Here is a 13849-nt window from a genome sequence, read left to right on the forward strand (position 1 = left end):
TGCCGCGGGAAACGTCTCGATGGTAGCCCCGCCCTCTCGCCGGTAGCAAGGGTGCATTCACACTTTTTCCGATGCTGCAACACAGCATGCGGTCGGCGGCACGGATGACGAATTCAGCACAAATCTCGCCGGGTTTGCTGAACACGCCGAATCCACCACCGTTAGTGGCTATCAGCCCTTCATGAAGGTGTCTGCGTGGCACTTCCGAAGGCCGCAAAAATGATTAAAATCGCCAAGTTTTCCACTGGCCGGACCGGCATGAACGCACCTTCCTCCTCCCCTGCCGCCCACGACGCCCCGCGTCCGGGCGCGCTGCTGTCGCCGGAACTGCCGGCGCCCCCCAACCCGTTCCGCCAGGCCATCACCGATGCCTGGTTGAAGGACGAGGCCAGCCACGTCCGCGAGCTGCTGGCGCAGGCGCGCCTGCCCGCCGAGGAACAGGCCCGGGTGCAGGCGCTGGCCGCCGACCTGGTCGGCCGCGTGCGCGTGCGTGCCAAGGACCAGGGCGCGATCGAAGCCTTCATGCGCCAGTACGACCTGGGCAGCGAGGAAGGCGTGCTGCTGATGTGCGTGGCCGAAGCGCTGCTGCGTATTCCGGACCAGGACACCGCCGACAAGCTGATCCGCGACAAGCTGGCCGATGCCGACTGGGAAAAGCACCTGGGCGGCAGCGACTCGGTGTTGGTCAATGCCTCCACCTGGGGCCTGATGCTGACCGGCAAGCTGGTGCAGATGAACGACGCCACGCGCGCCGATGCGCCCAGCGCATTCAAGCGCCTGGTCGGCCGCGTCGGTGAGCCGGTGGTGCGCCTGGCCGTGCGCCAGGCGATGAAGATCATGGGCCACCAGTTCGTCATGGGCCGCACCATCAGCGAAGCGCTGGCGCGCTCGCACAAGGGCGACAACGCCAGCTACCGCTACTCGTTCGACATGCTCGGCGAAGGCGCGCTGACCATGAAGGACGCGCTGCGCTACCTGGAAGACTACCGTCGTGCGATCCACGCCATCGGCGGCGATCACAAGGCCCGCGGTGGCCGTCCGGACGGCGACGTCAACAACGCGCCGGGCATCTCGATCAAGTTGTCGGCGCTGTACCCGCGCTACGAGCACGCCAAGCGCGAGCGCGTGCTGAAGGACCTGGTGCCGGGCGTGCTGGAACTGGCACAGCTGGCCAAGAGCTACGGCATCGGCTGCACCGTCGACGCCGAAGAGTCCGACCGCCTGGAACTGTCGCTGGACATCATCGAGCAGGTGTTCTCCGACGCCTCGCTGGCTGGCTGGGATGGCTTCGGTGTGGTCGTGCAGGCCTACCAGAAGCGCACGCCGTACACGATCGACCACCTGGCCGACATGGCACGCCGTGCCGGTCGCCGCCTGCAGGTGCGCCTGGTCAAGGGCGCCTACTGGGATGCCGAGATCAAGCGCGCGCAGATCGAAGGCTACCCGGGCTACCCGGTGTTCACCCGCAAGCAGAACACCGACGTGTCCTACCTGGCCTGCGCCAAGCGGCTGTTCACCCATGCGGACGCGATCTACCCGATGTTCGCCACGCACAACGCGCACACCATCGCGGCCGTGCGCAGCATCGCCAACGGCGGCGTGTACGAGCACCAGAAGCTGCACGGCATGGGCGACGACCTGTACGCCGAAGTGGTGCCGGCCGATCGCTTGAACCTGCCCTGCCGCGTGTACGCCCCGGTCGGTTCGCACGAAGACCTGCTGCCGTACCTGGTGCGCCGCCTGCTGGAAAACGGTGCCAACTCCAGCTTCGTCAACCGCATCACCGACGAGCGCGTGCCGATCGCCGACCTGATCCGCGATCCGGTCGAGATGGTCGCCTCGTTCGAATCGATTCCGCATCCCAAGATCCCGCTGCCGGTTGACCTGCTGCGCAGCCAGAACCACGACAGGAAGAACTCCATGGGCGCCAACCTCGCCAACGACAACGAACTGCGCGCCCTGGCCGAGCAGCTCAACGCCGCCGTGAAGCCGTGGCAGGCCTCGCCGCTGGTACCGGGTGCCAACCCGGCCGGCGCCGCGCTGCCGGTGACCAACCCGGCCGACACCCGCGAAGTGGTCGGCCAGTGGCTGGCCGCCGATGCCGCCACCGTGCAGAAGGCCCTGGCCAACGCCGTGGCCGCACAACCGGCCTGGAACCGCACCCCGGCCGCCAGCCGCGCCGCCATCCTCGAACACGCCGCTGACCAGCTGGAAGCGCGCATGCCGGAGTTCATGGCGCTGTGCGTGAAGGAAGCCGGCAAGAGCCTGCCCGACAGCATCGCCGAAGTGCGCGAAGCCGTGGATTTCCTGCGCTACTACGCCAAGCAGGCGCGCGAGCAGTTCAGCCACGCCGAGAAGCTGCCCAGCCCGACCGGTGAATCCAACGAGCTGCAGCTGCACGGCCGCGGCGTGTTCGTCTGCATCAGCCCGTGGAACTTCCCGCTGGCGATCTTCCTGGGCCAGGTCGCCGCCGCACTGGCCGCCGGCAACAGCGTCATCGCCAAGCCGGCCGAGCAGACCAACCTGATCGGCTACTACGCGGTGAAGCTGCTGCACGATGCCGGCGTGCCGGCCGAGGTGGTGCAGTTCCTGCCGGGCGACGGCGCCACCGTGGGTGCGGCGCTGACCGCCGACCCGCGCGTGGCCGGCGTGGCCTTCACCGGCTCCACCGAGACCGCACGTGCGATCAACCGTGCGATGGCCGCGCGTGACGCCGCCATCGGCGTGCTGATCGCCGAGACCGGTGGCCAGAACGCCTTCATCGCCGACTCCTCGGCACTGCCGGAACAGCTGGTCAAGGACGCGATCGGTTCGGCCTTCACCTCCGCCGGCCAGCGTTGCTCGGCCGCGCGCGTGCTGTTCGTGCAGGACGACATCGCCGACAAGGTGATGACCATGCTGGCCGGTGCGATGAAGGAACTGAAGGTCGGCAACCCGGGCCTGCTGTCTACCGACGTCGGCCCGGTGATCGACGCCGACGCGCTGAAGATCCTGCAGGAACACGCCGAACGCATGGACCGCGAAGCGCGCCTGATCGCCGCCGCCGAGCTGTCCGCTGAAACCGCCAACGGCACCTTCTTCGCACCGCGCGCGTATGAACTGAAGGACCTGGGGCAGCTGCACAAGGAAGTCTTCGGTCCGGTCCTGCACGTGATCCGCTGGAAGGGCGACCAGCTCGACGCGGTGATCGACCAGATCAACGCCACTGGCTACGGCCTGACCCTGGGCGTGCATTCGCGCATCGACGAAACCGTTGACCGCATCAGCAACGGCGTCCACGTCGGCAATGTGTACGTCAACCGCAACCAGATCGGTGCAGTGGTCGGCGTGCAGCCGTTCGGTGGCCAGGGCCTGTCCGGCACCGGCCCGAAGGCCGGCGGCCCGCACTACCTGCTGCGCTTTGCCACCGAAAAGACGGTGACGGTGAACACCACCGCCGCCGGCGGCAACGCCTCGCTGCTGACCCTGGGCGACTGATCGTCAGCCTCATGCAGTGAACGAACAACCCCGCGAAAGCGGGGTTTCTTGTGCTTTGCTTCCTGTAGAGCCGAGCCCACGCTCGGCTTTCCTGGCGCAGCCGAGCATGGACTCGGCGCTACAGAGGCAGGGCGACACTGAACCGGTTGTCCGCACGCTTAGCCAGCTCGCGCTGTATGCGCGCGATGCGCGTCTCCAGATCGCCTTCCAGCAGCACATGGTCGACGCCCCGCGCCTGCAGCTCGCGCACGTACCACGCATGCTGCTGCGCACGGAATGCTTCCCCCACCCGTGTGCCGTCCTGGTCGAACGGAATATCCGGCGCGCACAGGAACAGCAGGTCATATCGCCGCAATGCAGCCTGCCGCAGTGCCTCCGGCGCCGTACCAGACATCCAGCCGCTGTAGCCCAGCGTCACCAGCGGCGTGGTATCGCAGAACAGCCAGCGATGTGCCCGCCGCGCAGCCTCTTCTTCATGCTGCGGCTGGGTCATCGCGATACGAAGCAGATCGTCCGGCATCAGGTCGCCGCCCTGCTGCTCCCAGAGCGTGCGGCCATACTCCGGTACCCAGGCGGTCTGCAGGCGCTCGGCCATCACCCGCGCCAGCGTGGTCTTGCCACTGGACTCGCCACCAATGAAGGCCACGCGCTGCACGTATCCGGCGTACACCTCCGGTGCGAGACCATGGCGGTGCGCGTGCGGATCGGCGCGCAGCTGGGTGCCGCACGCCTGCCCGGCGTCCAATGCGCGTTCGAGCCGCTCATGGCGTACCGGCGCACCGAAGTGCGTGGCCAGCGCCTGCGCGAAGCCGTCGCCGTAGTCCTCACCGGTGTACACCGCCTGCACCGGCCCGCCGAACAGGCTCAGGCACAGCCAGGCGGTAAACTCGCGCTGCACGTGCTCGTTGTCGCTGTCGTGCGGCAGCGTGCGCACGGGCAAACCGTGCTGCGTGCACAATGCCGCCAGCCGCGCATCATCGAGCACCGCCACCGTCGCCTGCGGGAAGCGCGCTCGCAGCCAGCGCTCGCGACGCTCGGCGCTGTAGCCTGGGAAACCCGGCTGCGACCAGCCGATCACCAGCAGCTGCTGGCAGCGCGTGGCGGCGAAGTCGATCAGGCGTTCGTGACCGAGATGCAGCGGGCAGAACTTGCCCACCACCAGGCCGCGCTCGACACGCTCAGGCAGCGGCATCGGCCGCCCTGGCCTCGTCCCGCATCAGGTGCCGCCAATGGCGCAGGGCGACCAGCGCGTTTATCCAGAAACCGATGTAGAGGATCGAGGTCAGATGCAGGCCACGGCTGTAGTACAGCGGCACTGCCACGGTGTTCACCAGCAGCCACACCCACCACGATTCCAGCTTGCGCCGCATCATCAGGATCTGCGCGATCACGCTCAGCACCAGCACCGCCGAATCGATGTAAGGCGCATAGGCGTTGGTCAGTCGGGTCAGCATCCAGCCGTAGCCGAACGTGGCCACCACCGCCAGCGGCGCCAGCCAGGCCCATGCCCGCGGCCGCAGCGCAGTGATCGGCAGCGGCGCGCCATGGTCGCCGCGCAGCCACTGCCACCAGCCCAGCACGCTGATGGCGATGAAGAAGAACTGCAGCACCATGTCCGCATACAGGTGCGAGCGCTCGAACACGGCCGCAAACAATGCGCAGCCGACGATGCCCAGCCACCAGGTGTGCACGTTGTTGCGGCCGGCCAGCAGGATCGAGCCGGCGACGGCGATGTTGGCGGCCAGCTCCAGCTGGAAGCTCGGGTCGGACAGGTTCATCGCACCATTGTCGCGTAGATCCACGCCCTGCGTCGTCGGACCAGTAGATCCATGCCATGCGTGGATACCCTCCGCAAAAAGAAAGCCCCGCTTGCGCGGGGCTCTCCTCGTACTGCTTCAGGCAATCGCCCGAATCAGAACTTGTACTGCATCGACGCCGCCAGCACGTCGCCGCTCACCTTGTACTTGCCGGTCACGGTGTTGGCAGTGGCCGAGGTCGAGGTGATGTTCGGATCCTTGGTGAACAGGTGGGTGTAACCCACGCTGTATTCCATCTTGTCCGAAGCGGCGTAGGTCAGGCCCAGCGACAGCCACTTGCGGGTGGTGTCCGGCACGCGCACGTCGCGGTGGGCGTCGGTGGTCGGGGTCTGGTCGTAGGCCAGGCCGCCACGCAGGGTCAGCTTGTCGTTCACGCGGAAATCAGTACCGATCGACGCGAAGGTGGTGTCGCGGTAGTGGAACGGCAGCACGCTGTCCGGCTGGTTGGAGTCATAGTCGACCGTGACCTGGTCGAACTTGCTCCACGCCGTGCGCGTGACCTCGGCCATGATCTGCCACTGGTCGTTCACGCGGTGGGTGAAGCCCACGGTGGCGCTGGCCGGCAGGGTGATGGTGGCGCGGCCGTTGCTGTCGATGAAGGTACCCGGGGCAGCAGTGGCCAGGAAGGCGGCAGCGTTCTGCGGGATGGTGAAGTCGGCCTTGCCATCGGTGATCTTGTGCTCGACCTTCGAGCGGTAGCTGAAGGCGATGTTGGTGCCTTCCACCGGGGTGACCGTCATGCCCAGGGTGTAGCCGACCGACACTTCGTCGCCCTTGATGCGCAGGTAGCCATCGGCGGTGCCCGGCGAGAAGCCGAGCTGGGCGGCCTGGCGTGCAGCGGCCTGCGAGGCCGCCGCAGCCTGGGCCGCAGTGCCGCCGGCAGCCAGCACACGCGCCGCAGCGGTGCGCTGGGCCGTGGCGTTGATCGCGGTGCCGGTATCGACAGCGCTGGTCAGGTCGACGTTCAGGCGCTCGGCGAACACCGAAGCACCGAACGACAGGTACGGGTTGACGTCATAGGAGAACGCCACGCCCAGGTCGATGGCCTGCAGCTCGGTCTTGACGCCGTTGTAGCGGCCGACCCAGTCGCGGTCGTATTCGGTCTTGAAGCCGAACGGCACGGTCAGCGAAGCACCGAAGTGCATGTTGTCGTTCTCGCCGAACGGCACGTGGAAGTACGCGGCCGGAACCGGGGCGATCATGCCGGCGTCGCCGCCGTTGCCACCGGAAATCGGCGCGCCGTTGCCGTACTTGCCCTGGCCGCGGAACTTGGCGCCGAAGCTGATGGCACTGACGTCGCCCTGGACCAGGGTGCCGTCGAGCAGGCGCATGGAGGCCGGGTTGGTGGCGATGACCGAGGCGTCACCTTCGGTCGAGGTGGAGCCGGCGAACGCGCGGCCCAGGCCCTTGGCGCTGTTTTCCTTCAGCTGGAAGGCGGCAGCATTGGCATCGGCGGCGGCCAGCGCACCGGCAACGCCGACGGCCAGCAGGGTCAGTCGGGCAATGGTGGAAGCGGTTTGCATCGTAGTTCTCTCTCTCCGGTAAGCGGTGATGGTGCTCTGAGTGCGCCTGCGCCCGCCGGGTCCTGGGACCCATCGGAGCGCGCCGGATTCCCCTCCCGACATACGACGCCGTATGCGAGTATTACCCAGAGCTGTTAATGAAACAATAACAGCGCAGGCGGTTTTTTCGCCTCAAAAGCTGAACAGGACCGTCCCCACCGAAAGTGGCCGCACGCTAGGCTATTGGCATGTTCGTCTCGCTCCCGTCCCGCAAGAAGGCGGCCCTGCGCTGGGCCACGCCCGTGCTGTTCGCGTCATTGTGGCTGGCGTTCCTGTGGTCGATCTCGCGTCCGGACGATGCCCGCGGCAGCCTCTGGCTGGACTGGGGCGCGCTGTCCACCGGTCTGACCCACCCGCTGGACTGGTGGGCGACGCTGCAGGACGGCAGCGTGCTGCGGCTGTTCACCGCCCTGTTCCTGCACGCGGACTGGTCGCACCTGCTGGGCAACCTGGTGTTCCTGTTGATCTTCGGCCTGCCCGCCGAGCGGGTGCTGGGGCCGTGGCGGCTGCTGCTGCTGTTCCTGGTCGGCGGCGCAGTGTCGAACCTGGTCGCGATCTACACCATGGGCAGCCCGGACCAGATCATCATCGGCGCCAGCGGCGCGGTGTCGGCCCTGATCGGTGCGTATCTGGCCCTGTTCCCGGGCGCGCGGCTGGGCGTGGTGATCCCGCTCGGCCTGTTCCTGGAGTTCGTGCGCGCCCCGGCGTACCTGCTGATCGGCGTCTGGGCGGCGCTGCAAGTGGTGTTCGCCCACATCGGCCCGAGCTTCGGCATGGTGGCCTGGTGGGCGCACATCGGCGGCTTCGTGTTCGGCGTCGTGTACGGGGTCTATGTACGCGCCGCGATCGCGCGCCGCCTGCGCAAGCGGCACGGCTTCTGATCCAGGTAGAGCCGGCCGCTGGCCGGCTCCACGCTCACCCGCTCGTTCGTAGACCACGAATCAAGGCTTGGCCGGCACAGGAGCGGGCTTGGCTTCCGGCGTGCTGTCTGCCTTCGGTTCGACCTTCGCCTCCGGCTTGGCTTCGGGCTTCACCGCAGCCGCCTTCGCGGCCTCGGCCTTCAACCGTGCGGCCACCGAACCGGGGTTCTTCAGCTCGGCCAGCGCGTCGTTGATCGGGCCATCGCCCGGCAGCACCGCACCGGCGTGGTAGCCCTCGGTGCCTTCGTCGTCGCCGCGCAGATGGCCTGGCAGGGTGGCTTCGCTGTAATCGCTCAGGCTGGCCGGCAGGGCATCCTCCGCCGGGGTGGCGGCGGGCTTCAACTCCACATCCGGCACGATGCCGGTGGCCTGGATCGACTTGCCGCTGGGCGTGTAGTAGCGCGCGGTGGTCAGCTTCACCGAATCGCCGTTGTCCAGCGGCAGCACGGTCTGCACCGAGCCCTTGCCGAAGGTGCGGCTGCCCACTACGCGGGCGCGCTTGTTGTCGCGCAGCGCGCCGGCCAGCACTTCCGAGGCGCTGGCCGAACCGGCATCGGCCAGCACCACCACCGGTGCGCCCTTCAGCAGGTCGCCCGGGGTCGCGTCGAATCGGGCGTCGCTGATGCTGATGCGGCCACGGGTGCTGACGATGTTGCCCTTGTCGAGCAGATCGTCGGCGACCTGCACCGCAGCGGTCAGCAGGCCACCCGGGTTGCTGCGCAGATCCAGCACCAGGCCCTTGAGCTGGCCACCGGACTGCTTCTGCAGCTGCTGCACATGCTTCTGGAAATCCGAGCCGGTATCGGCCTGGAAGGTGCTCAGGCGGATATAGCCATAGCCCGGCTCGAGCAGGCGGCTGCGCACGCTGGTCACGCGGATGGTCTGGCGGGTCAGGCTGACATCGAACGGCTTCGGCTTGCCGTCACGCACGATGGTCAGCACCACCTTGCTGCCGGCCGGGCCGCGCAGCGGTTCACTCGCATCGATCGCGCTGATCGGCTTGCCGTCGATGGCGATGATCAAATCGCCGGCAAGGATGCCGGCCTTGGCTGCCGGCGTGTCGTCGATCGGCGCGATCACCTTCATGCTGGCGTTGTCCGGCTGCTGCTGCAGCTCCACGCCGATGCCCTCGTAGGCACCGTTGGCCTGCTCGTCGAAGGCCTGCGCGTCTTCCTTGTTGAAGTAGGTGCTGTGCGGATCAAGGTCGAGCAGCAGGCCACGCACGGCTGACTGCATCAGCTTCTTGTCATCGACCGGGTCGACATAGGCGGCGCGCACCGCGTTGTAGACGGCCACGAAACGGCGGATTTCCTCCAGCGGCACCTTCGAGGTCACCGCCTCCTCGCTGTTCGCTGCCTGCCCGCTGGTTTCCTGGCTCGGGGCGGGCGCGGTCTGCTGCGCCCAGGACAGCGCTGGCAACAGGGCCAGCAAGAGGGTGGCGGTACGGGCTGCGCGCATGGATCACTCCTGTCGACGGTGGCATGGTGCCCAAGGCACATGCACCGATTATGCGCGAAGCACAGCTAAATTCCCGTTGAATCCGGCCCGCATCCGGCGGGCCAGGATTCAGCGCCGCTGCAGCCAGCTGTCCGGGTTGACCGGTTGCCCGCCACGGCGCAGCTCGAAGTACAGCGCGGTGACGCCCTGGCCGCCGGAATTGCCGACCTTGGCCACCGCATCGCCGCGGCTGACCCGCGCGCCAGCATCCTTCAGCAGGGTGTCGTTATGCGCGTAAAGGCTCATGTAGCCGTTGCCGTGGTCGACGATCAGGATCATGCCGTAGCCGGTCATCCAGTCGGAGAACACCACGGTGCCATCGGCCACGGCCGTGACCGTGCTGCCGGCTGGCGCGCCGATCAGCACACCGCTGCTGGTGCGCCCATCGGGCAGCTTGCCGCCATAGCGGGCCAGCAGGTTGCCGGACAACGGCCACCCCAGGCCGCCGACCTTCGGCGCCGGTGCCGACGCCACCGCAGGTGGAACCTTGGTGGGCGGCGGTGGACGGCCCTGCGCGGCGGCCTGGCGTGCGGCGCGCTCGGCAGCGGCTTTCTCGGCGGCGGCCCGGCGTGCAGCGGCGCGCCGCTCGGCTTCGGCCCGCGCGGCAGCGGCACGCAGGTTGGCCAGCAGCGTTTCCAGTGCCTTGGCGTCCTGGCCCAGTGCCTGTTCCTTCTCACGCTGGTCCTTGAAGCGCTCTTCCAGCGAGGCAACGGTCTTTGCGCGATCGCGGCGGTCCGCTTCCAGGGCGGCTGCCTGCTGTTTCTGGTCCTGCTGCGTCCCCTGCAGCTTCTGCTTGCGCTCGGCGATCTGCGCCTGAAGCGCTTCCAGCTCCTTCAGGTCGGCGGTCAGCGTGGTGATCCGCTGCGCACGCTCGCGCTGCAGGTAGCGATGGTAGGCCAGGGCGCGGTTGGCATCGGCCACCGTGTCCTGCGACAGCAGCAGCTTCAGCGGTGCGTGGTTGCCCAGCTGATATGCCGCGCGCAACAGCCCGGCCAGTTCGCGGTGCTGCTGGGCCAGGTTGCCCTGCAGCGTGCTGCGGCGCTGCTCGGCTTCGGCAAGGGCGCGGCCCTGCTCGCGCAGCGCGGCTTCCGTCTGCGCAAGGGCACGGCCGGTGCGGGCTACCTTCTCGTCGGCCTCGCGCAGTTGTTGCGATGCCTGCCCGCGCTGGCCCTCGATCTGCCGTCGCTCCTGCGCCACGCCCTTCAGTTCGGTTCGCAGTTTCTGCAGCTTGCGCTCGGTCTCGCGGGTGGTCTGCGCACCGCTGGGCAGCGGCAGGGCCAGCGCCAACGCCAGCCCCAGCAGCAGGCAGCGACCGCCGCGGGCAGCGGCGAAGTGATGTCGGCGTGATGGGAAGGCGTTGTCGCGCAAGGGCTTTCCAGTGACTTCAGGCAGTTGCGGGGGCTACCGGGGAATGGTGACATCTCCGCACGCGGCCTGCCAGCCGCACATCCATCGAGGTCGCCATGAAAACTCTTTCCATTCCGCTGCTGTTGGGCGTACTGCTGGCCACCGGGCCGGTCTGTGCGCAGGAGAACATCAGCAAGGTCAACGGCAGCATCAGCGCCGAACCCGGTCAACGCTACGGCAAGCTCGACACCGTCAACGGCGGCATCCGCGTCGGCGAAGGCGTCGAGACCGGCAGCATCGACACCGTCAACGGCGGGGTGAAGGTCGCCGACCGCGCGCGCACCGGCAAGATCGAAACGGTCAACGGCGGTGTGCGCCTGGGTCGTGAAGTGATCGCCAGTGGCGGCGTCAGCACCGTCAACGGCAGCATCTTCACTGATCGCGGCAGCCAGATCGAAGGCGGCGTCGAGACCGTCAACGGCGGCATCGGCCTGGTCGAGAGCCGCGTCGGCAAGGACGTGGAGACCGTCAATGGTGACATCACCGTCGGTATCGGTTCGCAGGTCAACGGCGGTGTGCATGTGCGCAAGCCGAACTTCAGTGTCTCGCTGACCGCCAGCCGCAAGCCGCGCGTGATCATCGGCCCGAATGCGGTGGTCAACGGCCCCCTGCAGTTCGAGCGCGAAGTGGTGCTGTACGTGCATCGCTCCGCTCGCATCGGCCCGGTGACCGGCGCCGAGCCAATTCCGTTCGACACCGAAACCGCCCCGGCGGACTGAACCCGCCGGACCTGCCGGTTCGGTGATACTCACTGTTACCGGTCGCGCATCAGGTGCGGCCGCCCTTTGTTCTCCAGGAATCGACGATGCCCCGCAAACTCCTCCTGTGCCTGGCCGCCGCGGCCGCGCTCAGTGCCTGCAAAGGCGAAAACACGCCCGCCGCCGCGCCGGCCACCGACACCGCTGCGGCGAAGCCGGCCGCCCATTCGTTCTCCCCGGAGATCAATGCCGGCGACTTCGCCGAGATGGTCAAGACGCTGGCCTCGGATGAGTTCGAAGGCCGCGCCCCGGGCAGCAAGGGTGAAGAGCTGACGGTCAACTACATCCGCGACCAGATGCAGCGCATCGGCCTGCAGCCCGGCAACGGCGACAGCTGGTTCCAGGATGTGCCGATGACCGAGACCACGGCCGACGAATCGACCGTGCTGAAGATCACCCAGGGCGGCAAGACCACCGAGCTGAAGTTCGGCACCGACATGGTGGTGGGTACCCGCACCGGCCAGGCCGAGGTGAAGGTCGATGCCAGCGACCTGGTGTTCGTCGGCTACGGCGTCGATGCACCGGAGCAGAAGTGGAACGATTACGCCGGGCAGGACTGGAAGGGCAAGACGGTCGTCATGTTCGTCAACGACCCGGGCTTCCATGTCGACGACGAGAAGCTGTTCGACGGCAAGCGCATGACCTACTACGGGCGCTGGACCTACAAGTTCGAGGAGGCCGCGCGCAAGGGCGCCGCTGCTGCACTGATCGTGCACGACACCGCCGGCGCCTCCTACGGCTGGGACGTGGTGAAGAATTCCTGGGCTGGCCCGCAGTACGACCTGCCGGCCAAGGATGATCCGGAAGCGCGTATCCCGGTGCAGGGCTGGCTGAGCGCCGACGCGGCCAAGGCCCTGTTTGCCGGTGCCGGCCTGGACCTGGCGCAGGCCTACAAGGACGCCAGCAAGCGCGGCTTCAAGCCGGTGCCGCTGAAGGCCACCGCTGCGGTCGACCTGAAGAGCCAGATCGCACAGAAGCAGTCGCGCAACGTGGTGGGTGTGCTGCCGGGTAGCAAGCGCGCTGACGAGGCGGTGCTGTACATGGCGCACTGGGATCACCTGGGCAAGCATGAGGGCGAGACCGGCGACAACATCTACAACGGCGCCGTCGATAATGCGACCGGCGTCGCCGGCATTCTCGAAGTGGCCGAAGCCATGGCCCACCAGGACCCGAAGCCGGAGCGTTCGGTGGTTTTCCTGGCCGTGACCCTGGAAGAATCCGGCCTGCTGGGTTCGAAGTACTACGTCGCCCATCCGACCTTCCCGCTGGACAAGATCGCCGGCGTGATCAACATCGATGCGATGTCGGTGGCCGGCCGTGCCAAGGACGTGACCGTCACCGGCTTCGGCAGCTCGGAGCTGGAGGACATCCTCAAGCCGTTGGCCGCCGCCCAGGACCGTACGCTGCACGGTGAGACCTCGGTGCAAAGCGGCTTCTACTTCCGCTCGGATCACTTCAACTTCGCCAAGGCCGGTGTGCCGGCCCTGTACGCCGATGGCGGCGAGGACCTGCGCGAGGGTGGCGTGGAAGCGGGCCGCAAGGCCGCGGCGGACTACGGCGCCAACCGCTACCATGGCCCGAAGGACGAGTTCGACGCGGCCACCTGGAAACTGGACGGCACCGTTGAAGACCTGCAGCTGATGTACGGCGTGGGCAAGGAACTGGCCGGTGGTGATCGTTGGCCGAACTGGTATGCAGGCAACCCGTTCAAGGCGGCCCGCGACGCGATGATGAAGGACAAGGCTTCGGCCAAATAAAGTCGGGCCATGCTCGACTGAGCATTGTTGAGAGCAGAGCGGCGCCCCACTGGGGCCCCGCTTTTCTTTTGCATACCGTCGGCGGCAGATCCACGACTGGTGTGGATCTGCCGGTAGTGCCGGCCGCTGGCCGGCAATCGATTGGTAGCGGCCGACCTTGGTTGGCGCCATGCTTCCTCGCAGAGGGCATCCAGGCAGGGCGTGGATCTAGCGGGCGATGTAACGCCATCGGGTTGCCGGCCAGCGGCTGGTACTACCTGTATTACTGCGCGCAAAGAAAAACCCCGCTGCGCGAGCAGCGGGGTTTTGGGTGTAAACCCTGGCGATGACCTACTCTCGCATGGCTTGAGCCACACTACCATCGGCGCAGCTGCGTTTCACTTCCGAGTTCGGGATGGGATCGGGTGGTTCCACAGCGCTAATTTCACCAGGGAGACGGTTGCAGCAGCGCTTGCAGCGCCAGCTTCGCGATCTTGCCCATGGGCGGAAGGTATCCAGAAAAGCAATGCCTTCACTTAATAAGAAAAACCCCGCTGCGTCAGCAGCGGGGTTTTGGGTATAAACCCTGGCGATGACCTACTCTCGCATGGCTTGAGCCACACTACCATCGGCGCAGCTGCGTTTCACTTCCGAGTTCGGGATGGGATCGGGTGG

9 protein-coding genes and 2 rRNA genes are annotated in these 13849 nt (G+C 67.2%); 4 read left to right on the forward strand and 7 right to left on the reverse strand.

Annotated features, from left to right (window positions below; genetic code table 11):
* Positions 1-258 precede the first annotated feature (258 nt).
* Positions 259-3477 carry a bifunctional proline dehydrogenase/L-glutamate gamma-semialdehyde dehydrogenase PutA gene (gene putA, locus ACM0PB_RS16495; RefSeq protein ID WP_065186705.1) on the forward strand — a complete coding sequence of 1073 codons (3219 nt, stop codon included), beginning with the start codon at positions 259-261 and terminating at the stop codon, positions 3475-3477.
* 118 nt (positions 3478-3595) lie between these two features.
* On the opposite strand, the gene ACM0PB_RS16500 is transcribed toward putA, so the two are convergent.
* From ACM0PB_RS16500 to ACM0PB_RS16510, 3 genes are all read right to left on the reverse strand, one after another.
* Entirely contained in the window at positions 3596-4669 is a 1074-nt protein-coding gene (locus ACM0PB_RS16500; protein ID WP_164230284.1) for an AAA family ATPase, read from the reverse strand.
* The gene (pnuC, locus tag ACM0PB_RS16505) at positions 4656-5255 is read right to left on the reverse strand and encodes a nicotinamide riboside transporter PnuC (protein ID WP_111173230.1); all 600 of its coding nucleotides are present in this window, start codon (positions 5253-5255) and stop codon (positions 4656-4658) included. The genes ACM0PB_RS16500 and pnuC overlap by 14 nt, the downstream gene beginning before the upstream one ends.
* Before the next feature lie 134 nt (positions 5256-5389).
* Positions 5390-6817, reverse strand: a complete 1428-nt coding sequence (locus ACM0PB_RS16510) for an outer membrane protein transport protein (protein ID WP_053498726.1) — start codon at positions 6815-6817, stop codon at positions 5390-5392.
* Positions 6818-7044: 227 nt separating this feature from the next.
* Here ACM0PB_RS16510 and ACM0PB_RS16515 point away from each other — a divergent pair, with 227 nt between their 5' ends.
* Positions 7045-7737 carry a rhomboid family intramembrane serine protease gene (locus ACM0PB_RS16515; protein WP_053498727.1) on the forward strand — a complete coding sequence of 231 codons (693 nt, stop codon included), beginning with the start codon at positions 7045-7047 and terminating at the stop codon, positions 7735-7737.
* Between the two features lie 60 nt (positions 7738-7797).
* Here ACM0PB_RS16515 and ACM0PB_RS16520 read toward each other — a convergent pair whose 3' ends face one another.
* Both ACM0PB_RS16520 and ACM0PB_RS16525 read right to left on the reverse strand, forming a co-directional pair.
* The gene (locus ACM0PB_RS16520; protein ID WP_164093475.1) at positions 7798-9234 is read right to left on the reverse strand and encodes a S41 family peptidase; all 1437 of its coding nucleotides are present in this window, start codon (positions 9232-9234) and stop codon (positions 7798-7800) included.
* A 108-nt stretch (positions 9235-9342) separates the two neighbouring features.
* Entirely contained in the window at positions 9343-10641 is a 1299-nt protein-coding gene (locus tag ACM0PB_RS16525; RefSeq protein WP_414604714.1) for a murein hydrolase activator EnvC family protein, read from the reverse strand.
* A 95-nt stretch (positions 10642-10736) separates the two neighbouring features.
* Here ACM0PB_RS16525 and ACM0PB_RS16530 point away from each other — a divergent pair, with 95 nt between their 5' ends.
* The gene (locus tag ACM0PB_RS16530; RefSeq protein ID WP_005414989.1) at positions 10737-11399 is read left to right on the forward strand and encodes a DUF4097 family beta strand repeat-containing protein; all 663 of its coding nucleotides are present in this window, start codon (positions 10737-10739) and stop codon (positions 11397-11399) included.
* A gap of 86 nt (positions 11400-11485) precedes the next feature.
* Positions 11486-13195 (forward strand): M28 family metallopeptidase, encoded by a 1710-nt coding sequence (locus ACM0PB_RS16535; protein ID WP_065186708.1) that lies wholly within the window; start codon positions 11486-11488, stop codon positions 13193-13195.
* Between the two features lie 317 nt (positions 13196-13512).
* Here the strand turns inward: ACM0PB_RS16535 and rrf (ACM0PB_RS16540) are convergent.
* Together rrf (ACM0PB_RS16540) and rrf (ACM0PB_RS16545) are read right to left on the reverse strand one after the other, a co-directional pair.
* Positions 13513-13627, reverse strand: a 5S ribosomal RNA gene (gene rrf, locus ACM0PB_RS16540).
* A 131-nt stretch (positions 13628-13758) separates the two neighbouring features.
* Positions 13759-13849, reverse strand: a 5S ribosomal RNA gene (rrf, locus tag ACM0PB_RS16545); the annotation flags it as partial.

This window comes from Stenotrophomonas sp. AR029 (assembly GCF_047520695.2).
In the GTDB taxonomy this organism is placed as follows: domain Bacteria; phylum Pseudomonadota; class Gammaproteobacteria; order Xanthomonadales; family Xanthomonadaceae; genus Stenotrophomonas; species Stenotrophomonas sepilia.